Origin of the sequence: Parabacteroides sp. AF17-28, from assembly GCF_003479205.1 — a bacterium.
In the GTDB taxonomy this organism is placed as follows: domain Bacteria; phylum Bacteroidota; class Bacteroidia; order Bacteroidales; family Tannerellaceae; genus Parabacteroides; species Parabacteroides acidifaciens.
On the sequence record NZ_QUGV01000021.1, the window covers coordinates 27,508 to 48,931 of the forward strand.

Annotated in this window: 18 protein-coding genes; 14 read left to right on the forward strand and 4 right to left on the reverse strand. The window is 48.3% G+C overall.

Translation table 11 applies throughout. The features are described 5' to 3' along the window. Window positions 1-154: 154 nt before the first annotated feature. From DWW90_RS14685 to DWW90_RS14700, 4 genes are all read left to right on the forward strand, one after another. The gene (locus DWW90_RS14685) at window positions 155-1,057 is read left to right on the forward strand and encodes an AraC family transcriptional regulator (RefSeq protein WP_122345495.1); all 903 of its coding nucleotides are present in this window, start codon (window positions 155-157) and stop codon (window positions 1,055-1,057) included. Continuing rightward, window positions 1,054-1,950 carry an AraC family transcriptional regulator gene (locus DWW90_RS14690; RefSeq protein ID WP_122345496.1) on the forward strand — a complete coding sequence of 299 codons (897 nt, stop codon included), beginning with the start codon at window positions 1,054-1,056 and terminating at the stop codon, window positions 1,948-1,950. Before DWW90_RS14685 ends, DWW90_RS14690 begins: the two co-directional genes overlap by 4 nt. A gap of 76 nt (window positions 1,951-2,026) precedes the next feature. Beyond that, window positions 2,027-3,466, forward strand: coding sequence for a sensor histidine kinase KdpD (locus DWW90_RS14695; protein ID WP_122345497.1), 1,440 nt, complete (start codon window positions 2,027-2,029; stop codon window positions 3,464-3,466). Window positions 3,467-3,471: 5 nt separating this feature from the next. Beyond that, window positions 3,472-4,155 carry a response regulator transcription factor gene (locus DWW90_RS14700; RefSeq protein ID WP_115498653.1) on the forward strand — a complete coding sequence of 228 codons (684 nt, stop codon included), beginning with the start codon at window positions 3,472-3,474 and terminating at the stop codon, window positions 4,153-4,155. Here the strand turns inward: DWW90_RS14700 and DWW90_RS14705 are convergent. Next, window positions 4,145-4,402, reverse strand: coding sequence for a TIGR03905 family TSCPD domain-containing protein (locus DWW90_RS14705; RefSeq protein ID WP_122345498.1), 258 nt, complete (start codon window positions 4,400-4,402; stop codon window positions 4,145-4,147). The genes DWW90_RS14700 and DWW90_RS14705 overlap by 11 nt on opposite strands. Window positions 4,403-4,713: 311 nt before the next feature. Between DWW90_RS14705 and DWW90_RS14710 the strand changes: the two genes are divergently transcribed. The 10 genes from DWW90_RS14710 to cbiD all read left to right on the forward strand — a co-directional run bounded on the left by DWW90_RS14710 (window position 4,714) and on the right by cbiD (window position 18,640). Continuing rightward, window positions 4,714-4,959 (forward strand): RNA-binding protein, encoded by a 246-nt coding sequence (locus tag DWW90_RS14710; protein WP_115498651.1) that lies wholly within the window; start codon window positions 4,714-4,716, stop codon window positions 4,957-4,959. 168 nt (window positions 4,960-5,127) lie between these two features. Further along, window positions 5,128-6,429 (forward strand): folylpolyglutamate synthase/dihydrofolate synthase family protein, encoded by a 1,302-nt coding sequence (locus tag DWW90_RS14715; protein ID WP_122345499.1) that lies wholly within the window; start codon window positions 5,128-5,130, stop codon window positions 6,427-6,429. 28 nt (window positions 6,430-6,457) lie between these two features. Beyond that, window positions 6,458-7,900, forward strand: coding sequence for an MFS transporter (locus tag DWW90_RS14720; RefSeq protein ID WP_122345500.1), 1,443 nt, complete (start codon window positions 6,458-6,460; stop codon window positions 7,898-7,900). A 98-nt stretch (window positions 7,901-7,998) separates the two neighbouring features. Beyond that, complete coding sequence (gene ettA, locus DWW90_RS14725; protein ID WP_122331239.1) at window positions 7,999-9,687, forward strand: energy-dependent translational throttle protein EttA; 1,689 nt, start codon at window positions 7,999-8,001, stop codon at window positions 9,685-9,687. Window positions 9,688-9,711: 24 nt separating this feature from the next. Continuing rightward, on the forward strand, window positions 9,712-10,365 hold the full coding sequence (locus DWW90_RS14730; protein WP_122331240.1) for a DUF1080 domain-containing protein: 654 nt from the start codon (window positions 9,712-9,714) through the stop codon (window positions 10,363-10,365). Between the two features lie 164 nt (window positions 10,366-10,529). Then, the gene (locus DWW90_RS14735) at window positions 10,530-12,194 is read left to right on the forward strand and encodes an AMP-binding protein (protein ID WP_122345501.1); all 1,665 of its coding nucleotides are present in this window, start codon (window positions 10,530-10,532) and stop codon (window positions 12,192-12,194) included. A gap of 45 nt (window positions 12,195-12,239) precedes the next feature. Continuing rightward, entirely contained in the window at window positions 12,240-13,652 is a 1,413-nt protein-coding gene (gene cobJ / locus DWW90_RS14740) for a precorrin-3B C(17)-methyltransferase (protein ID WP_122345502.1), read from the forward strand. Further along, window positions 13,649-14,908 (forward strand): precorrin-6y C5,15-methyltransferase (decarboxylating) subunit CbiE, encoded by a 1,260-nt coding sequence (gene cbiE, locus DWW90_RS14745; protein WP_122345503.1) that lies wholly within the window; start codon window positions 13,649-13,651, stop codon window positions 14,906-14,908. The genes cobJ and cbiE overlap by 4 nt, the downstream gene beginning before the upstream one ends. Continuing rightward, window positions 14,901-16,775 (forward strand): precorrin-4 C(11)-methyltransferase, encoded by a 1,875-nt coding sequence (cobM, locus tag DWW90_RS14750; protein WP_122345504.1) that lies wholly within the window; start codon window positions 14,901-14,903, stop codon window positions 16,773-16,775. The genes cbiE and cobM overlap by 8 nt, the downstream gene beginning before the upstream one ends. Window positions 16,776-16,777: 2 nt before the next feature. Next, the gene (cbiD, locus tag DWW90_RS14755) at window positions 16,778-18,640 is read left to right on the forward strand and encodes a cobalt-precorrin-5B (C(1))-methyltransferase CbiD (protein WP_122345505.1); all 1,863 of its coding nucleotides are present in this window, start codon (window positions 16,778-16,780) and stop codon (window positions 18,638-18,640) included. Here cbiD and DWW90_RS14760 read toward each other — a convergent pair whose 3' ends face one another. The 3 genes from DWW90_RS14760 to DWW90_RS14770 form a co-directional block, all read right to left on the reverse strand. After that, window positions 18,641-19,315, reverse strand: coding sequence for a hypothetical protein (locus DWW90_RS14760; RefSeq protein WP_122345506.1), 675 nt, complete (start codon window positions 19,313-19,315; stop codon window positions 18,641-18,643). A 62-nt stretch (window positions 19,316-19,377) separates the two neighbouring features. Continuing rightward, the gene (locus DWW90_RS14765) at window positions 19,378-20,385 is read right to left on the reverse strand and encodes an ABC transporter ATP-binding protein (RefSeq protein ID WP_122345540.1); all 1,008 of its coding nucleotides are present in this window, start codon (window positions 20,383-20,385) and stop codon (window positions 19,378-19,380) included. Next, a complete protein-coding gene (locus tag DWW90_RS14770) occupies window positions 20,385-21,422 on the reverse strand; it encodes an iron ABC transporter permease (protein WP_122331247.1) in 1,038 nt (345 codons plus the stop codon). Before DWW90_RS14770 ends, DWW90_RS14765 begins: the two co-directional genes overlap by 1 nt. Between the last annotated feature and the right edge of the window lie 2 nt (window positions 21,423-21,424).

A 21,424-nucleotide genomic window follows, 5' to 3' on the forward strand; every position in this document is an offset into this window, starting at 1 on the left:
CTTAATATTACAGATTTCACGTACTGTCTGAAATTCTTATGGTTTTTATTCATATCTTTGCTTTAGTTCAAACACTTGCGTTTACGAATACAGACTGCAACACGGACAGGTCATGCAATAGCTCAATTTAATTTTTATATAATGCACTATAAATATGGATGAAATAATAAAAATAGATACTATAGACAAGTACAACAAGCTGTATGGCCTGGAAACCATGCATCCACTGGTCGGAGTTGTGGATTTGACAAAAGCGACTGCCTTTCCCAACCATATCCGCATGAATATGGGTATTTACTCGCTTTTCCTGAAGCAGACCATATGCGGCGACTTGAAATATGGGAAAAAACTGTATGATTACCAGGAAGGGACAATCGTCAGTTTCGCTCCCGGACAGGTAATCGGGATTGATTTGAAGGAAGATTCCCGCCCCTCTTCAGTCGGCATTGTTTTCCATCCGGATTTGATACGGGGTACATCGCTCGGAGAGAATATCAAGCAGTATTCTTTCTTCTCCTACGAAGTAAACGAAGCACTCCATGTATCCGAAGAAGAAAAACAAATCATCATCGATTGCCTCGATAAAGTCCGGATAGAGTTGAGCCATGCCATAGACAAGCACAGCAAAATACTGATAGCCAAAAACATCGAGCTGCTACTTGATTATTGTATGCGTTTCTATGAACGGCAGTTCAACACTCGCAGCAAGGTAAACAAAGATATTCTTGTACAGTTCGAAAAACTTCTGGACGATTATTTTCAGGGCAGGAATGCAGAAAACAAGGGGTATCCCACAGTGAAATACTTTGCAGACAAGGTCTTCCTTTCCCCAAACTATTTTGGCGACCTCATTAAAAAGGAAACCGGACAGACAGCCCAGCAACATATATTATCCAAGCTCATAAGCCTCGCCAAAGACCGGATTGTAAACACTAACCGGCCCGTATCAGACATAGCCTACGAACTGGGATTTCAGTATGCACAACATTTCTCGCGCCTGTTCAAAAAGAATGTGGGTTGTTCGCCCAATGAGTACAAGAAAATGAATATATTATGAAAGAAAGCATATTAAATATAGAAACAATACACGAGTGCAACCGTTGTTTAGGGTGCAAGACGCTCCATCCGCTTGTCAGTGTTATCGACCTGTCGAAGACTAATTTAGAGCAGTGTACCATCAAATTCGATTTCTATACTATTATTATGCTGGAAGGGGATGTGGAAGATTTCTCATATGGACGCAAGTCTTGTGATTACTCCAATGCATCGCTCCTGTTCCTTACTCCGGGCGAATCCATCAATATAGACCATAACGAACTGCTCCGCCGGAAAGGTAGGCTGCTTGCATTCCATCCCGATTTACTCAGCCGTACTTCGCTGGACTGGCATATAGAGGATTATACATTTTTCTTCTATAAACCGGATGAAGCCCTCCACTTGTCCCTGCGCGAGAAAAGTAAAATCATAGACTGCCAGCATAACATCGCAGAGGAATTGGAACACGCTATAGACAACCATAGCAAAACTCTGATTTCAAGGCATATCGAGCTCTTACTTGACTATTGTACCCGTTTCTATGAACGCCAGTTCATTACACGCTGTGAGGCAAACAAGTCTCTTATCCGCCAAACAAACATATTACTGGATGAGTACATCCAATCCGGAAAGCTAAAAAAAGGAATTTCACCTTCGGCTGAATATTGTGCCGATAAACTCCATTTATCCTCCCAATATTTCAATGATTTATTGTATTTTGAGACGGGAGAGGATATCGACGAATATTTCCAGCTCAAACAGTTGGAAGCCGCCAAAACGATGCTGTTGGAACAAGGATGTACTGCCGGCGCAGTGGCAGAAAGGCTGGGATACCCCAATGTACAACAATTCAGACGTATTTTTAAGATGAATACGGGGATAGCTCCTGATGATTATAAACTGGCACAAAACTAATAAAAGTGTTATTTAGTCTTATCGGATTCGTTATAAATCGAATCGGAACATTTACTTTTGCCGTAAAGAAGAAGAAATGAAAACACGTCTCCGATTTAAGATAATAGCAACGCTTATATGCCTTTCACTTGCCGGACTGTTGATTTCACAGGGATACTGGCTGAAGGGATTATACGTATCCAACAAGAAAAACACATGGGATAAAATAGAGGAAGCCATGCGAATGGCTGACTATATGGAAATATTCCTACGCTTAGACTCGCTGAGCAAAAACGACTTCCACGGCGAAATAAGTCCTCAATTCAGCTTTAGCCAAGACACGGCATGGGAAAAGAAAAAGGAGTCTATTTCTCTGGACAAAATCATGGAATCTTCTCCGGGCTATACAATTCAGTATATGGAAGCTGCTAAGACATTAAATGAATATTTACAGATGATCGGTACGTTGGAAAGAAACGTACAAATACTCATGCACCAGCAGATAGACTCATTACTGCCTATTAATTATGCGCAATTTAATACTTTATTAAAGAATGGGTTACAGGATAGAGAAATCGCCGCTCCATACCGCCTGCGGGTGATTCGGCAAGAAGCGAAAGATTCCGTACTTTATACTTATACGGAAACATCCCGGAAAGAAGGATCATGGAAAAATGCCGTTCGTTTCACCCATATTATCGAACCGGGAGAATATTACTATGATCTGGAAATTCAATCTCCCGACCAGATTGTATTCCGGCAGATGGCTGGTATATTAATTTCTTCTTTTTTGCTTTTTGTGATTATCCTGATTGCTTTTGTATATCTGCTTTACACCATTTTGAGACAAAAAACAGTAGAGGAACTGAAAACCGATTTCACCAACAACATGACACACGAACTGAAGACGCCTATCTCTGTCGCCTTTGCCGCTAACGATGTGTTGTTGAACTACAGCGACACAATCAACGAAAAACAAAGGAAATACCTGAATATCGTGCGGGAACAGTTGAACCATCTGTCCGGACTGGTCGAGCAAATCCTGACCCTTTCTGTTGAGAACAGAAGTACATTCCGCCTTCATCCCGAATCGGTACAAGTGGCGGATGTGCTTACACCGCTTATCGAACAATTCAAGCTGAAAGCAGACAAGCCGGTCAGTATCATATCGGAAATACCGGACCGAATGGCTGTGACGGCCGACCGTACCCACTTATATAATATGCTCAGTAATCTGATTGGGAATGCTATCAAGTATTCCGGCGAGAAACCTTGCCGCATACGGATCAAAGGCACACTGTCCTCCAAAGAGGCGACCCTCTCGGTGACAGACGAAGGAATCGGTATCAGCGAAGCCAATCAGAAGAGGGTTTTCGACAAATTCTACCGCGTTCCAAACGGAAACCTGCACGATGTAAAAGGCTTCGGCCTCGGATTATACTATGTCCGTGACATGATGGCTAAACACAATGGAACCGTGACAGTCAAGAGCCAGCCGGGAAAAGGCTCTATGTTTACCCTTCATTTTAAAAATTAATATCAATGGATAAGATCAGAGTTTTATTAGTAGAAGACGAGCCCACCCTTGCCATGATCATAAAGGACACGCTGGACGGGAATGAATTTGAAGTATTTATTGCAGCTAACGGCGAAGAGGGATTATCCCGCTATAAAGAGACCAGGCCGGATATCATCGTTTCGGATATCATGATGCCGAAGATAGACGGTTTCACAATGGTACGGCATATACGGAAGACAGACCATCAAATACCTGTGCTCTTCCTCTCCGCCCGCTCGGCGGCAAATGATGTCGTAGAAGGTTTCGAATTAGGCGGTAACGACTACTTGAAAAAACCTTTCGGCATGGCAGAGCTGATCATCCGTATTAAGGCGTTGTTGAACAAGATAACTGTTTCCAAGGAGGAGACCAGTTCTTTCACTCTCGGTCAATATATATTCGATTCCATCACCCAAACGCTTCAGTACTGCGGAGAAAAACAATTACTGAGCAACCGGGAGTCCGAAATACTGAAGCGGCTGTGTGAAAACAAAGATCACGTGTTACCCATGAAAGACGTCCTGCTGGAACTATGGGGAGACGATTCATTCTTTAATGCCCGCAGCCTGCATGTCTTTATCACCAAACTAAGGCATAAACTGTCAAAAGACGAATCGATCAAAATCCTGAATGTACGTGGGATCGGTTACAAACTGATTATCGACTGACCTGCTTCAAGGCCTGCGCCAGCTGGTCCGGACACGACGTTCCCCGCTCGCGGCAGTCGATACCTTCCAGTCTCCGGATAGCTTCGTTTACATCCATACCCACTAATAATCTGGACAGCCCCTGCGTGTTGCCCTGGCAACCGCCGACGATCTGAACATTCTTAATCACATTATCTTCCGAATCGATAATCATCATCTTAGAACACACTCCGCCGGTCGGAGTGTATGCCACGCGTTGTTTATTCATTTCCTTATTTTATTTATCCGTAATGTCGTCTATAACGGGGTGCAAAGGTATAAATAAATTTGGAAAGGTATTTTAAACCTTAAGTATTGACCTTATTTCATAAAAGAAATGTATTATTCAATATAAACGGAATAAGATAGTGCATTATCCAAAAAGAATGCTTTCCTTTGTATCAACAAACAATAAGAGATTTATTTCGATTTGATTTTTCATATGTATCTCCTCAGTTATCCAGATTGAGTATTTCCACCTCTGATTAAGAACTTCCTTATATTCTGTTGTTGAATTATTAATTTTTTATTTTTATATTTATGAACATGTACATTGGTAACCTTAGCTATAACGTTAGGGAAGCAGATTTGAGAGAAGTAATGGAAGAGTATGGAACTGTTGAATCAGTAAAACTTATCGTAGATCGCGACACAAGAAGATCAAAAGGTTTTGCATTCATCGAAATGCCGGAAACTTCAGAAGCAAAAAGAGCAATCGAAGAATTGAACGGAGCTACATACGAAGGCCGTCCGATGGTTGTTAAAGAAGCACTCCCAAGAAATTAATTCACTGAATTATAAGAACTGTATTGAAAAGGATATCCGCTATCGGGTATCCTTTTCTTTGTTTACAGTCCATTTAACCTGCCGGCGGGACTTCGAGTAGTATTTTAGGTAATTTCTTTTTTCCTAAAATATTTGTACCTAACTTTGCGAAACATAAATGACAACTGTATGACGTACGAAGAAACGCTACACTATCTATATACCAGCATTCCTGTATTTCAGAATGCCGGACCTTCAGCTTACAAACCCGGACTGGGAACCAGCATCGCACTGGACGATTATTTAGGCAACCCGCATAAAGCCTATAAGACGATCCATGTCGCAGGAACAAATGGAAAAGGTTCCGTCAGCCATCTGCTGGCAGCTATTCTACGGCAGTCGGGATATAAAGTCGGACTGTACACTTCCCCGCACCTGATCGATTTTCGCGAACGTATCCGGGTGAACGGGCAAAAGATATCCCAGGAATATGTTATAGATTTTGTAGAACGCCACCGCTCATTCTTCGAGCCTCTCCATCCTTCTTTCTTTGAACTGACTTCCTGCATGGCTTTCGATTATTTCCGTACGAAGGAAGTGGACTATGCCGTGATCGAAGTAGGTTTGGGGGGACGGTTAGACAGTACGAATATCATCACTCCGATCCTGAGTGTCATTACAAATATCAGCCTGGACCATACGCAATTTTTGGGCGATACGGTCGAAAAGATAGCCTTCGAGAAAGCCGGTATCATCAAGAAAGACGTTCCCGCACTGATCGGCGAGGCAGACCGCCACAGCGTAGCACAGGTCTTTTTGGATGCCGCAGACAAAGCCGGTACGCAAGTTCTTTTTGCACAAGACAAAGAATATCTGAAAGAATCCTACCTGACGGAGACCGGCAAATGGCATCTGGACTCGACAGAATACGGACAATTGTCCGGACAGTTAGGCGGTGTCGTACAGTTCAGGAATGCAACAACCGTATTGGGAGCCATCGACCTGTTAAAAGCGTCCGGAGTCAATATACCCGTGGAAGCAATCCGCAAAGGATTTGAACACGTCGTCGAACTGACAGGCCTGATGGGACGTTGGCAAGTCTTGCAGGAAAGCCCGAAGGTCGTATGCGACACCGGGCACAATGTCGGAGGCTGGCAATACCTGAACATCCAACTGGAAGAAGAGATCACGCAACACAAGCAACTCTATATGATCGTCGGCATGGTCAACGACAAAGACATCAACGGTGTGCTCGAACTGATGCCGAAGGAAGCATTTTACTTCTTCACCCAAGCGTCCGTACAACGGGCAATGCCGGCAAAAGACTTCGCTGCGCTGGCCATCCGGCACGGACTGTCGGGTGTCGTATGCGACACTGTGCCGGAGGCCGTAGAGAAAGCGCTGGCACGTGCCGGGCAAAACGACACGATTTTTATTGGCGGCAGCACCTTTGTCGTTGCCGACGCCTTGCCCCTGTTCATCAAAGGATAATAATAACTTAATTCAATAAACAAATATCATGACAGAACAAATTCAGAGAAAACTGAGCGAATCGAAGACAGCACGATGGGCTGTATTGGCGCTCGTTGCATTTACAATGCTCTGCGGATACTTCATCACAGATATGATGGCTCCGCTTCAGGACTTATTGCAAACACCGGTCGATGGTGGAGGATTAGGATGGACAGCCAATGAATACGGCAAATTCACCAGTGCCTATGGCTGGTTCAACGTATTCTTCCTCATGCTTATCTTCGGCGGAATGATCCTGGACAAGATGGGCGTACGTTTCACCGGAGTTATGGCAACCAGCATCATGCTTGTCGGCGTATTTATCAAATGGTTCGGCGTATCGCACGATTTCGGTGGCGAAACAGTTTCTATCTTCGGTACGGAATGGGGCTATCCGCTGCTGGTCGCTTCACTTGGCTATGCCTTGTTTGGCGTTGGGGTTGAGATCGCCGGTATTACCGTTTCAAAGATTATAGTCAAATGGTTCAAAGGCAAGGAAATGGCTTTGGCAATGGGGTTGGAAATGGCTTGCGCCCGTATCGGTACGGGATTGGCAATCGGTATTACCCCGCTGTTAAGCCGTGCATTCGGCAACTCTATCAGTATGCCGATCTTTATCGGACTGATCTTGCTTTGCATCGGTTTGATTTCATTCATCGTCTTTGTTGTCATGGATAAGAGACGTGATGTTGAAGACGCTGCCGCCGCCACAGGCGAAGAAGAAGCCGAAGAGCCGTTCCGTTTTGGCGACATCCTGGATATCATCACGCTGAAAGGCTTTTGGTATATGGCGTTGCTTTGCGTATTGTTCTATTCTGCTGTATTCCCCTTCCTTAAATATGCACCGAACCTGATGATCAATAAGTTTGGTATCGACCCGGAATGGTCGGGCGTTATCCCGGCGTTATTGCCTTTCGGAAACATCCTGCTGACTCCGTTCTTCGGTAACCTTTACGACCGTAAAGGGAAAGGGGCGACTATTATGATTATCGGCTCTGTTATGCTGATCTTCATTCACTGTATGTTCTCCATCCCGATGCTGAATAACTGGATTGTGGCACTCTGCCTCATCATCCTGTTAGGTATCGCTTTTTCACTGGTTCCTTCCGCCATGTGGCCTTCTGTTCCGAAGATCATTCCGGAAAACAAGTTGGGTACGGCATATGCACTGATTTTCTGGGTACAGAACTGGGGACTGATGGGCGTTCCGTATATGATCGGCATCGTACTGGACAAATACTGTATTACCGGCATGGTAGACGGTAAACCGACTTACAACTATATGATCCCGATGATGATCTTCACCTGCTTCGGTATTCTGGCGCTTTGCATCTCCCTGTTGCTGAAACGCGAAGACCGCATCAAAGGCTACGGCCTCGAACTCCCGAACATCCAGAAGGACGCAGACATCGTTCTGGCTGAAGAGATGATCGGCGAAGGACAAAGGTAACCCCATATCCCGGCAGTTTGTAAAATACAAGATATTTGTGTAGATTTGTGACCACTATTTTTAAGTCACGAAATCAAACTAACACATTAAAAGTTTATATGGCAGACGACAAGAAAATTATTTTCTCGATGGTGGGCGTGAGCAAGACTTTTCCGCCTCAGAAGCAAGTATTGAAAAATATTTACCTGTCCTTTTTCTATGGAGCGAAGATCGGGATCATCGGTTTGAACGGTTCCGGTAAATCCACACTGCTTAAAATTATTGCAGGCATTGAAAAAGAATACCAGGGAGAAGTTGTTTTCTCTCCGGGCTATTCCGTCGGATATCTGGAACAGGACCCGAAGCTGGAACCGGGCAAAACGGTGAAGGAAATCGTGCAGGAAGGCGTACAAGAGATTGTGGACACCCTCAAGGAGTTTGAAGAAGTAAACGAAAAGTTCGGCGATCCCGAAGTGCTGGAAGATCCGGACAAGATGGATGCCCTAATCAACCGTCAGGCCGAACTGCAAGATAAGATAGACGCAACAGACGCATGGAACCTCGATAGCCGTCTGGAACGGGCGATGGACGCCCTGCGCTGTCCGCCCGAAGATCAGGTTGTCGACACGCTCTCGGGTGGTGAACGCCGCCGCGTAGCCCTTTGCCGCCTGCTGCTGCAACAGCCGGACGTATTGCTGCTGGACGAGCCGACCAACCATTTGGACGCCGAGTCGATCGACTGGCTGGAACAGCATCTTCAACAATATGCAGGTACGGTTATCTGTATCACGCACGACCGTTACTTCCTCGACCACGTAGCCGGATGGATTCTCGAACTGGACCGCGGCGAAGGCATTCCTTGGAAAGGCAACTATTCTTCCTGGCTGGACCAGAAGACAAAACGCATGGCACAGGAGGAAAAGCAGGCCAGCAAGCGGCGTAAGACGCTCGAACGCGAGTTGGAATGGATCAACATGGCCCCGAAAGCCCGCCAGGCAAAAGGCAAAGCCCGTTTGAACTCTTACGAAGCCCTTCTGAATGAAGACCAGAGAGAGCGGGAAGCCAAGTTAGAAATCTTCATCCCGAACGGTCCGCGATTAGGCAACAAGGTAATCGAAGCCCAACACGTGGCAAAGGCATTCGGCGACAAACTGCTGTTTGACGATCTCAACTTCATGTTGCCGCCTAACGGCATCGTCGGCGTGATCGGTCCGAACGGGGCCGGTAAAACCACCCTGTTCAAGATGATCATGGGCATGGAAAGCATCGACAAGGGAACTTTCGAAGTGGGTGAAACCGTGACAGTCGGTTATGCCGACCAGACGCACAAAGATATCGATCCGAACAAGACGGTCTATCAGGTTGTTTCCGGCGGACAGGAATTTATCCGCGTCGGCGGCAAGGAGATCAACTCGCGCGCCTATCTTTCCAAATTCAACTTTGCCGGGGCCGACCAGGAAAAACTCTGCGGCGTGCTTTCCGGTGGTGAGCGGAACCGCCTGCATCTCGCCCTCACGCTGAAGGCGGAGGCAAACGTCCTGTTGCTCGACGAACCGACCAACGATATCGACGTGAACACGCTCCGCGCACTGGAAGAAGGATTGGAAAACTTCGCAGGCTGTGCCGTTGTCGTTTCGCACGACCGCTGGTTCCTGGACCGCATCTGTACACATATCCTTTCGTTCGAAGGAGATTCCAATGTCGTGTTCTACGAAGGCTCTTATTCGGAGTACGAAGAATACAAGCGCAAGCAATTGGGTGATGTCGAACCTAAACGTGTCCGTTACCGTAAACTTATTGTTGATTAATCACATTTATAATTTTGTAAGACCATGAAAAAAAGAATGTTAGCAATGGCAGTAATGGCTGCCGCCTTTTTGTGCTTCGGAAGTGAAGCGAGTGCGCAGAAAACGACTAAGTTGTTCAACGGAAAAGACCTTTCGGGCTGGAATTTCGTTGTCGACAAGAATTCTGTCCCCGCCGACCAGGTGTATTCTGTAAAAGACGGTGTCATCAACATTACAGGACAGCCATTCGGATATATGTACACAAAAGAGAAATATGGCAACTATAAGCTGCACGTGGAATATCGCTGGCCGAACGGCAAGGAAAAGGCTAACAGCGGTATCTTCCTGCTGATCGAAGATCCGAAGAACCCGTTCCCGAACGGTATCGAGTGTAACCTGATGAAGGATAACGCCGGCGACTTCGTTCTTTTGGGAGGTTCCGACCTGGCCGAATACCAGGGCAAACCGGGAGAACCGCGCCCAGGCTTCCCCGTCGTACGGAAGAACAATCCGGACAGCGAAAAGCCTGCCGGAGAATGGAACGAAGCGAATATCTTCGTGAAAGACGGCGTCATCACGGTTTACATCAACGGCGTTTATCAAAACACCGGCACGAACAAAGTGAAAGAAGGTTACATCGGCCTGCAGAGCGAAGGTAAGGAAGTGCAGTTCCGTAACGTAACGGTCACTCCCTGGTAAGCAGATTAAAATAGTTTCCTCGGCGTGAAACTTTTGTTTCCTCGGCATGAAACTTTTGTTCCATAGGCATGAAACTTTTGTTCCCTGCCTATGGAATTTTTGTTTCTTTGTTATCTTTGCAACATTCTCCCGGGATTCCCGGTTCTTTTTAAAACTGTATCAATATGGATAATCGTTTCTTAGGCCTTATAGAGAGAAGCATCAAGGAGCATTGGGACCTCCCCGCTTTCTCCGATTACAATGGACATACTTACCATTTCAAAGACGTTGCCCGCCGGATAGAGAAGTTTCATATCCTGCTGGAACATGCCGGTATCAAGAAAGGCGACAAAGTGGCCATCGTCGGACGCAACTCGTCCAACTGGGCGATCTGCTTCTTCGGGATACTTGCCTACGGAGCTGTTGCCGTGCCGATCCTGCATGAGTTCAAGCCGGATAACATCCACCATATCGTCAACCATTCGGGAGCAAAAGCCGTACTGGCGGGTTCCAACAACTGGGAGAATATGAACGAAAAGATGATGCCGGAGGTCAGGCTGTTTATGATGCTGGACAACTTCTCCATCATCGACTGTAAAAACAAGGAGGTCCGCACTGTGCGTGACCGCATCAACGAGTATTTCGGCAAGAAATATCCGCGCTCTTTCAAGGCAGAAGACGTGAAGTATCATGTCGAAGACCCGGAAGAATTAGCGGTCTTGAACTATACATCGGGAACAACCAGCTTTTCCAAAGGCGTCATGATCCCCTATCGCAGCTTGTGGAGCAACACGCAGTTCGCCTACGACCGCCTGCCGTTCATCCATCCGGGAGACAACATCGTCTGTATGCTGCCGATGGCGCATATGTACGGGTTGGCGTTCGAGGTGCTGAACTCCGTCAACAAAGGTTGCCACGTCCATTTCCTGACGCGTACGCCGAGCCCCAAGATCATTGCAGAGGCTTTCGCCACGATTCGTCCCGCATTGATCCTTGCCGTTCCGCTTATCATTGAAAAGATTATTAAGAATAAGGTATTCCCTGAACTCGAAAAGCCGCTCATCAAGCTGCTGCTGAAAGTGCCCTACGTAGACCAGAAGGTAAAAGACAAAATCGCCCAGAAGCTGAACGACTCTTTCGGCGGAAACTTCGGCGAGATCGTGATCGGCGGGGCCGCCATCAACAAAGAGGTGGAGACATTCCTCAAATCCATCAACTTCCGCTATACGGTTGGCTATGGCATGACGGAATGCGGGCCGTTGGTGTCGTATGAGCAATGGGACACATTCAAACAAGGTTCTGTCGGCCGGATCGTCGATCGCATGGAGGTACGGATCGACTCGAACGACCCGGAGAACGAAGTAGGCGAAATACTGGTCCGTGGCATGAACGTGATGTTGGGTTATTACAAGAACCCGGAAGCAACTAAGGCTGTCATGATGCCCGACGGCTGGCTGCGCACCGGCGACTTAGGGACGCTCGATGCCGACGGCTTCCTTTACATACGCGGACGCAGCAAGAGCATGATACTGAGTTCCAACGGACAGAATATCTACCCCGAAGAGATCGAAGACCGCCTGAACAATATGCTTTATGTCGCCGAGTCCATCATCATCTCGCAAGGCGGCAAACTGGTGGCGCTGATCTATCCGGACTGGGAACAGGTGGACAAGGCCGGCATGCAACACTCCGAGATCGAAAGGCTGATGCAGCAAAACATCGATCAGCTGAATGCCGAAATGCCGGCGTACAGCAAAGTCTCCTGTTTCAAGCTCTATCAGGAAGAGTTCGAAAAGACTCCGAAGCGGAGTATCAAGCGATATTTGTATCAACCGGCGGAAGAAAACTAAATATAAATCGTACCTTTGCTTTTATTATCTACAAACAGATTATATATGAGCAAAGGGAAAATCATTGTCGCCGGTATCGGCCCGGGAAGCCGTGAAGATATAACGCCGGCGGCATTGTCTGCCATTAGGCAGTCGGATGTCATCATCGGATATAATTATTACTTTCAATTCATACAAGATATTGTCCGTCCGGACGCCCAGTGCATCGACACCGGGATGAAGCGCGAGAAAGCACGTGCCGAAGAGGCCTGCAAACATGCTTTGGAAGGAAAGACGGTGACGGTGATCAGCTCCGGTGACGCCGGAATCTACGGAATGGCGCCGCTGATCTATGAGATGAGCGTGAAGCAAGAAGCATTTCAGTTGGAGATAGAAGTAGTGCCCGGCATCAGTGCTTTTCAGAAAGCAGCTTCGCTTTTGGGTGCTCCTATCGGGCATGATCTCTGTATCATCTCACTTTCCGACCTAATGACGCCTTGGGAACGGATTGAGAAACGCATACGGGCGGCAGCTATCGGAGATTTCGTGACAGCCGTCTACAATCCGAAAAGCGAAGGACGTTACTGGCAGTTATACCGCCTGAAAGAACTCTTCCTCGAAGAACGCGATCCCGCGACGCCTGTCGGTTATGTTCGCCAGGCCGGACGTGAGGAGCAAGTTGTCAATCTGACTACGCTTGGCGAGTTCGACCCCGAACTGGTCGATATGTTTACGGTCATCCTGATCGGGAACTCGCAGTCATACATCGCAGGCGACAAATTCATCACACCGCGTGGCTACTACGGCGAGATCAAGATGAACAAGGATGTCGGTATCGGCCAGGACATCATGATTCGCAGTTTCCGCACGATAGAGAAAGAACTGAAGAATAAAGAAATCCCCCTCGATAAGAAGTGGGCCCTGCTCCACGCTATCCATACGACCGCCGATTTCGACATGGAGAACATCCTGCGGATCGACGACAATGCCGTCGCCTCCTTGTACAAGCAGTTTAACCAAGGCGAAGTACGCACCATCATCACCGATGTGACAATGGCCGCTTCCGGCATCCGGAAAGGAGCTTTGCAACGAATGGGGATCGAAGTAAAATGTTATTTGCAGGACGAACGCGCCATTGCTTTGGCAGCCGAAAAAGGTATTACCCGTACACAGGCGGGCATCCGGCTTGCGGCGAGCGAACATCCTGATGCATTATATGTTTTTGGCAATGCGCCCACGGCGCTGATAGAACTTTGTGACCTGATAAGGAAAGGGAAAGCCACGCCCGCCGGCATCATTGCCGCTCCTGTCGGTTTTGTACACGTACAGGAATCCAAACACATGGTAAAACCGTTTGTCTCCATTCCTAAACTCATTGTCGAAGGACGGAAAGGAGGTAGCAACCTGGCCGCAACTTTGGTAAACGCTATACTTTGCTACAATGACGCAGAACAATTAAAACCAGGTAGAGACGTATGAACACAAGAGAAATAGTAGAGACTTACGGCAAAACACACATCTATATGGTCGGTATGGACGATAATCCACAACCCAAGCATATAGAAGTAATCATCAAGAGTATCAAACACGACAATATCTTCTCCGGAGGGAAACGGCATTACGAGATCGTGAAGCCTTTCCTGCCCGCCGATGCGATATGGATCGAGATAAAAGCACCGATAGACGAGGTTATGGCTGAATACAGCCGGTTGATTCAGGAGGATAAAGTGATAGTCTCCTTCGTTTCGGGCGACCCGTTCTTCTTCGGCTTCGCTTCCACCGTCCGGAAACACCTTTTAGGGGTCGGCATGAAAGTATTCCCTTATTTTAATTCCTTGCAGATGTTCGCCCACCGGGAACAGATAGCCTACGAGAATATGCACGCCGTATCCGTCACCGGACGCCCTTGGCACGAGCTTGACCGGGCGTTGTTAGAATACCATCCGCTGATCGGTGTGCTGACCGACCATGTCCACACGCCTGACGCGATTGCTAAAAGAATGATGGAATACCATCTGGACAAAGACTACACAATGCGGGTTGCCGAACATTTGGGCAATCCGGATGAAGAAAAGATATATAAGATATATTCTATCGAGGAAATCAGCCGGATGAGTTTCAAAAGGCCGAACTGCGTCTTGCTGTTCAAGGCTCCGCATTGCAACCGGCAACGTCCGGCTGTCGGCATTCCGGACACGGAATTCCTTTTGCTGGACGACAGGGCAAAGATGATCACCAAAGCGCCGATCCGCACAATCGACCTGAGCCTGCTGGAGCTGCACAACAGCCGTAGCTTCTGGGACATCGGCGCCTGCACCGGGTCTATCTCGATCGAGGCGCGCCGGCAATATCCGCATCTTCACATCCGGGCTTTCGAAGTGCGGGAAGAATGCGAAACGATCATACAATCCAATGCACGGCTGCATAGCGCTCCCGGTATCGACCTGCATATAGGCGATTTCCTGAACACGACTATCGAAGAGAATACGATTGTAGATGCTGTCTTTATCGGCGGACATAGCGGCAAGCTAAAAGAAATGGTCCGGAAAATCGTTCCTCACCTGGATTCGCTGAATGGCAAGATCGTATTCAACTCCGTATCGGAAGAAAGCTGCAAACTGTTCCGGGAGGCGGTTGAAGAGAACGGTCTGAAGTTGCATTCAAAGATGAATATCACGCTCGATCAATATAATCCGATAACAATACTTTGTGCAACCGGTAAACATTATGTATAAAGATTCTTTGAATATCATTGTAGTATCGGCAAGCAGCCTGCCGTTAGCACGCAAGATACGGGACGGATATCCCGGAGAGACAGTTATCTATAGCAAGGACATAGCGGATGATACCTGCCAGTTCTCCTCCTTCGAGGAACTGACAGGTGAGCTGTTCGCTGCATCCGGAAACCTTGTTTTCATCGGAGCGATGGGTATTTGCGTGCGGAGCATCGCACCTTATATAAAGAGTAAATATACAGACCCGGCGGTTGTCTGCATCGACAGTACCGGAAAATATGTCGTGTCAGTCCTCTCCGGACATATCGGCGGGGCAAACAGCCTGACGCACGTATTGGCCCGGATACTGGATGCTGAGGCAGTCGTTACGACTCAAAGCGACAACCAGGGGCTTTGGGCTTTGGACACCTTCTCCAAACAGTTCGGCTGGGAGACGGATATATACGACCGGAAGGCCGGCACGCAAGAGTGCCCACAGAAGCTGATGAACGAATGCATTGCACGATTCGTCAACCTGAAACCGACAGCCCTTCTGCTCAATGTCCGTACAAAAGATACGGACTATCTGGAACAGACCTGCCCTTCTCATGTGGACATATTCTATCATTATCCGGATATCGATATGGAGAAATACGAACAACTGATTACAGTCAGTCCCTATTTCTACGGAGATTCACCGATTCCTTGCCTGTCGTTCTTCCCAAAGGTGCTCCATATGGGCGTCGGCTGTAAGAAGGGACTGGACGATATGGATGCTTTTACAAAGGAAGTAATCCGGCATCTATCCTCCTTTCATATCAATCCGAAAGCCATTGCGGATGTATCGTCCATCGACCTTAAAAAGGACGAACCGTTGCTCAACACCTTTGCAAAAGAGTATCTGAAGTGTCCGTTTAAGACTTATCCGGCAGAGGAACTGAATAAGATCAACGTACCGAATCCCTCTTCCAAAGTAGAAGATGTCACCAGCTCGGCAAGTGTCTCGGAAGCAGCAGCTATCCGGAGTGCGGAAGGCGGCCCGTTGATTATCGAAAAACATAAAGGACAGACACGGGATGTATGCGACTTTACCTTTTCAGTTGCTCTGGACAAGTATGCGCAGCGTCAGGAAGAGAAACAGGGACATATCGAAATCGTAGGAGCCGGACCGGGCGATCCCGAATTGATCTCCATCCGAGGCAGGCGAATGCTGGAAAAGGCAGACTTGATCCTGTATGCCGGCAGCCTTGTCCCGAAAGAGCTGACATTGTGCGCCAAGAAAGGGGCTACAGTGCGAAGCTCTGCCGACATGAATCTGGAAGAGCAATTTATGTTGATGAAAGAGTTCTACGATAAAAGTTTGTTTGTAGTCCGCCTGCACACAGGAGACCCTTGCATTTACGGAGCGATACAAGAGCAAATGGCCTTCTTCGACCAATACGGAATGAGCTACCACATCACGCCGGGAATCTCCTCTTTCCAAGCCGCCGCAGCTGCCCTCCGCTCCCAGTTCACCATACCGGAAAAAGTACAAACGATCATCCTGACACGTGGCGAAGGACGTACGCCTATGCCCGAGAAAGAACAACTTCATAAGTTGGCTGCCAGCCAGAGTACCATGTGTATCTTCCTCAGTGCCGGAATTGCCGAACAGGTGCAGAAAGAACTACTGGAACATTACCCGCCGACGACGCCGGTTGCCGCCTGCTACAAGCTGACCTGGAAAGACGAACGTATTTACAGGGGCGAACTGAAAGACCTGGCGCGGATCGTCAAGGACAACAACCTGACGCTGACAACCCTGCTGGTCGTAGGCGACGCCATTGATAACCGAGAGGGACTTTCCCGCCTATATGCAGACGAGTTTAAACATCTATTCCGGAAATAAGTATGATTCTGATTCTGGGAGGAACAACAGAAGGACGCAAAGCCATCCAAGTAGTAGAAAGCGCCGGTAAGCCTTACTACTACTCGACGGTGAGCAATGAGCAAATGATCGAAACAGCTCATGCCTTCCGAATCACGGGCGGTATGCAGGAAGAAGAGATGACGGAGTTCTGCCATGAGAGACAAATCTCATTGCTGATAGACGCTGCCCATCCTTTCGCCATCCAGTTGCACCGGACACTTGCCAAAGTTTCTTCCAGACTGCAAATCCCGGTTGTCCGTCTCGAAAGGCAATATCCCGCACGGGACGGACGGCTGATATGGTGTGCGGACTATGCGGATGCCATCGACCGCCTCCGTGCCAACGGCATCCGCGACCTGCTGGCGCTAACAGGTGTAAAGACAATCGCTAAGCTGCGTCCTTATTGGGAAAAGACGCCCTGCCGGTTCCGTATCCTGAACCGGGAAGAGTCGCTATCATTGGCCGATGCAAGCGGTTTTCCCCGCGAACGGCTTGTCTTTTTTCAAGAGGGAGAAGATGAAAAACGATTATTCGAACAACTTCGCCCGGATGCGATCCTAACGAAAGAAAGCGGGGAAAGCGGTTATTTTAACGAAAAAGTGGAAGCGGCACAAGCCTCCGGCATTCCCGTTTATGTCATCCAACGGCCTGCCCTACCTGAGACATTCACCTTTGTACAAGGCGTAGAAGGATTGCGGAAGGCTATTGAACGGCTGGCACCGGACTTCTTCCCACTCCGTAATGGCTTTACAACCGGAGCCTGTGCCACTGCTGCAGCCAAAGCGGCATTGCTGGCATTGCTGACGGGAGAAGAGCAGCCGGACAGCCGGATTACACTGCCGTCGGGCGAGTGCATCACGCTTCCGATAGCCTCGACCGAATGGGAGGATAAGGCGACACAATGCACTGTCATTAAGGATTCGGGTGACGATCCGGACGTGACAAACGGCTGTTCCATCATAGCACGTATCGAACTGGTAAAATCGGACTCAAGCTTTGCCGGGAGAGGCCATACTCCTGCTATCCTGTTCAGAGGCGGTGAAGGGGTCGGCACAGTTACCCTTCCGGGCTTGGGACTCGAAATCGGCGGCCCTGCGATCAATGCTACTCCACGCCGGCTAATGACGGAAGAGCTAACCAAGGTGTTACATGAAAACGACCTAACTGGCCTGACTAAAGAAGTAATCGTCACAATATCCGTCCCCGGAGGGCAAGCCCTGGCCGCCCGTACTTTCAACCCTAAATTAGGGATCGTCGGCGGAATCTCCATCATCGGTACATCGGGTATCGTCCGCCCTTTCTCCAACGAGGCTTTTATTGCTTCCATTCGCAAGGAAGCTGAAGTAGCCAAAGCAATAGGCTGTTCCCGCCTGGTCATCAACTCCGGCGCTAAAAGCGAACGCTTCCTGAAAGCAGATCTGGCAGGCAAACTTTGCGGGGAACTTCCCCCGCAAATGTTCATCCACTATGGGAATTTCATCGGCGAGACATTGAAGATTGCTTCCGAACTGCACTTCAAAGAGGTAATCATTGGTATTATGATCGGCAAAGCCGTCAAACTGGCGGAAGGGGCACTGGACACGCATAGCAAGAAAGTCATCATGAACAAATCCTTCCTGAAGGAACTCGCCGCACAAGCCGGCTGTACCCCCGAAACGATCATTCGGATAGATTCCCTGACCCTGGCCCGTGAGCTATGGGAGTTGTTCGATCCGGCCGGGCAAGCACGTTTCTTCCCACTTCTGTTGAAGAAATGCCAAGAACATTGTGCCCCCCTGTTACCGGATGGAAAACTCTCTATCCTATTGATCGCAGAAAACGGGGAAATACCTTACCGGATGTAATCACTCGAATACAACGTCTTTATTTTGCACGTATGAGACATCGATCTTTCCACCGGCATCGCCATTGCTTTCCTGCAAAGGTAATTTCCTGACACGGCTCAGATATAGCGTTCCATTAGCAGCCGAGGTCGGGTTTGTAAAGTTCAGCGTGATAGAGGTCGCGCCCTCCTGCGTATTGTTGAGGTCATAAACGCCTCCGCTATAGGTGAGATGCGCTTGGACATATTCGTCTTTCCCGATCGGATTGCCTTCCCAAGTGATAACCGTACTTCCGCTTCCCTTGATAGCTGCAAATGATTCGGGAATGGCTATCGGATCGACATCTTCGATAGAGACCTTATTCGTGTACACCTGGCCTTTCCAACGGGTGAAAGTAAAGGTAACCGGATCCAGTCCGGATTCCGAGAGCATATACATATAAGTACCCTGTCCTAAGAAATCCGGTTCCTTCCCGTTGAACAGGATGTCTTTATCCGGCAGCCTTAGGCTCACACCTTCGCTGTTATACTTGTTGAAGTTTGCACCTATATGCGTATGATTCTGCGTAATATTGTATTCGACACCCAGATTCTGGTAGAAAGGGACTGACGGATCGATCTCGCTCGGAGCATCATCCCCGCAAGAGGTAAGCACACCTGCAAACAGCAGGGAAACATAAAGAAAATACCTTTTCATATCGTTTAGTTTTTCAGCGTTTGACAATCTGTCTACTGATAACAAACGGAAAAGGAAGTTTGTTAAAGATGGGTAGATATAATCTGTAAGAGCTCCTCTATAGTCCCGGCATTGCGGACTTGTTCGTCAGGCAAATGAACAATAAATGTAGAGGTTTCTCCCGTCGTCTCTATCCAAGCGGACGATTCCACACGACGGTCGGCACGTATGCCGTTTCGTTGGAGGGCTTTGCGAACCATTGCGTATTTCTGCCCGTGCCCGTTCAGGCGTATTTCCGTCGAATATTGGTTATCAATGCGGAACAGGCCGGTCTCGGTGTCGAACACAATCCCCTTGCGGGCAAAGAAGCCGCTCAAATGACCGCTTAAAGCCAAGTCTTCGGGAATTCCGGTCGTAATGCCGTTAGCCTTATCCATCAGCCAAATTTTATCGGCAATCTGTAAGGCCAGTTCCAGGTCGTGCGTAGACAGGAAGATCGTCTTGTTCGTACTTCTTGTCAAGCGATGAAGAAGTTGCATGATTTCCACCTTGCTCGGAAAGTCGAGGAAGGCGGTCGGTTCATCCAGAAAGATTACAGGCGTTTCCTGGGCAAGTGCTTTCGCGATCATCACTTTCTGCCGCTCTCCATCAGACAAGGTATGTACCATCCGAGAGGTGAGGTTTTCAATTTTCACCAAGGCGATCGACTCTTCCACAATCCGTTTGTCTTCCTTGCTTAACCGCCCCCAGAAACCGGTATAAGGGCTGCGTCCCATCCCGACCAGTTCATGCACGGACATATTCCGGATATCGCATTTCTCGGTCAGCACGACGCCGATAGTCGTACTCAGTTCCCTATCCGAATAGCTGTCGACATCACGTCCCAAGACAGAAATCACCCCTTCTATCTTTGGTTGGAAAGCGGATAAGGTACGCAACAACGTCGACTTTCCCACCCCGTTCGCTCCTAACAGGCACGTCAATTCACCACTGTAGATGCGGGCCTGTATATGGCTTGCGACCAGTTTAGTATCGTTCCTCGACTGATAGCCGATAGAGAGGTTATCTATATGAATTGTATCTTGTTTCATCATTCGTTCAGTTCGTTCTTACGTTTGCTGAATAGTACGGAAGCAATCACCGGAGCACCGACCAGAGCCGTCACCGAATTGACCGGCAAAGCTCCCTCGAACCCCGGCATACGAGCAATCAGGTTGCAAACCAGTGCCAATGCAGCCCCGGCAAACAATACGGCAGGCATCAGTATCCGGTGATCGGATGTCTGAAATATCGCCCGGCAAAGATGCGGCACCGCTAACCCTAAAAAGATGATAGGACCACAATAAGCCGTTACGATAGCTGTCAGCACACCGGCCGAAGTGATCACCAGCAGACGCGCCCGCTTAATATTCAACCCTAAGTTACGGGCATATCCGTCTCCTAACAACATCAAGTTCAGTGTCTTTATCAAAAGGAAAGATAACGGAATCAGAATCGCCATGATTGCGACAAACAGCATCATCTGGTTACCCGATACACGGGAGAAGCTACCCAACCCCCAGATCACATAAGCACGGATATCCTCCTCCACACTGAAAAACTTCAGCACGCCGATCACCGCATTCGCCACATATCCGATCATCACACCGATAATCAATAACGTCACATTCCCTTTTACCTTTTGCGAAACATAGACAATCAACGCCATCACCGACAACGAACCGATCACCGCCGCAATAGAAAGGGCAATCTCTCCCATAAACCCCAATTTGCTAAGCGCCACACCGCCCAGGCTTCCGCTCAACAGCACCACAAAGGCAACCCCCATACTGGCACCGGAACTGATGCCCAACACGGACGGCCCAGCCAGCGGATTCCGGAAAACCGTCTGCATCTGCAAACCGCTTATCGCCAGACCAGCTCCTGCCACCAATGCCGTCAAGGCTTGCGGAAGGCGAGATTTCCAGACAATATTCTGCCAGGTCACCGGTTCCTCTCCTATTCCGCATACGATATTCCAAACGGACTTCAACGGAATAGATACCGATCCCAACACCAGATTGAGGAACATCAAAACAAGGATAGACGCCACGATCAGCAACATCAGAAAAGTAGTAGAGTGTCTCATCA

What these genes read in the sequence shown, in the direction of transcription:
- DWW90_RS14765 (WP_122345540.1), bottom strand. Translation starts at nt 20,385, where the DNA reads ATGAAACAAGATACAATTCATATAGATAACCTCTCTATCGGCTATCAG.
- DWW90_RS14695 (WP_122345497.1), top strand. Translation starts at nt 2,027, where the DNA reads ATGAAAACACGTCTCCGATTTAAGATAATAGCAACGCTTATATGCCTT.
- DWW90_RS14710 (WP_115498651.1), top strand. Translation starts at nt 4,714, where the DNA reads ATGAACATGTACATTGGTAACCTTAGCTATAACGTTAGGGAAGCAGAT.
- DWW90_RS14685 (WP_122345495.1), top strand. Translation starts at nt 155, where the DNA reads ATGGATGAAATAATAAAAATAGATACTATAGACAAGTACAACAAGCTG.
- DWW90_RS14705 (WP_122345498.1), bottom strand. Translation starts at nt 4,402, where the DNA reads ATGAATAAACAACGCGTGGCATACACTCCGACCGGCGGAGTGTGTTCT.
- cobM (WP_122345504.1), top strand. Translation starts at nt 14,901, where the DNA reads ATGTATAAAGATTCTTTGAATATCATTGTAGTATCGGCAAGCAGCCTG.
- DWW90_RS14720 (WP_122345500.1), top strand. Translation starts at nt 6,458, where the DNA reads ATGACAGAACAAATTCAGAGAAAACTGAGCGAATCGAAGACAGCACGA.
- DWW90_RS14760 (WP_122345506.1), bottom strand. Translation starts at nt 19,315, where the DNA reads ATGAAAAGGTATTTTCTTTATGTTTCCCTGCTGTTTGCAGGTGTGCTT.
- ettA (WP_122331239.1), top strand. Translation starts at nt 7,999, where the DNA reads ATGGCAGACGACAAGAAAATTATTTTCTCGATGGTGGGCGTGAGCAAG.
- DWW90_RS14700 (WP_115498653.1), top strand. Translation starts at nt 3,472, where the DNA reads ATGGATAAGATCAGAGTTTTATTAGTAGAAGACGAGCCCACCCTTGCC.
- DWW90_RS14735 (WP_122345501.1), top strand. Translation starts at nt 10,530, where the DNA reads ATGGATAATCGTTTCTTAGGCCTTATAGAGAGAAGCATCAAGGAGCAT.
- DWW90_RS14690 (WP_122345496.1), top strand. Translation starts at nt 1,054, where the DNA reads ATGAAAGAAAGCATATTAAATATAGAAACAATACACGAGTGCAACCGT.
- cobJ (WP_122345502.1), top strand. Translation starts at nt 12,240, where the DNA reads ATGAGCAAAGGGAAAATCATTGTCGCCGGTATCGGCCCGGGAAGCCGT.
- DWW90_RS14770 (WP_122331247.1), bottom strand. Translation starts at nt 21,422, where the DNA reads ATGAGACACTCTACTACTTTTCTGATGTTGCTGATCGTGGCGTCTATC.
- DWW90_RS14715 (WP_122345499.1), top strand. Translation starts at nt 5,128, where the DNA reads ATGACGTACGAAGAAACGCTACACTATCTATATACCAGCATTCCTGTA.
- cbiE (WP_122345503.1), top strand. Translation starts at nt 13,649, where the DNA reads ATGAACACAAGAGAAATAGTAGAGACTTACGGCAAAACACACATCTAT.
- cbiD (WP_122345505.1), top strand. Translation starts at nt 16,778, where the DNA reads ATGATTCTGATTCTGGGAGGAACAACAGAAGGACGCAAAGCCATCCAA.
- DWW90_RS14730 (WP_122331240.1), top strand. Translation starts at nt 9,712, where the DNA reads ATGAAAAAAAGAATGTTAGCAATGGCAGTAATGGCTGCCGCCTTTTTG.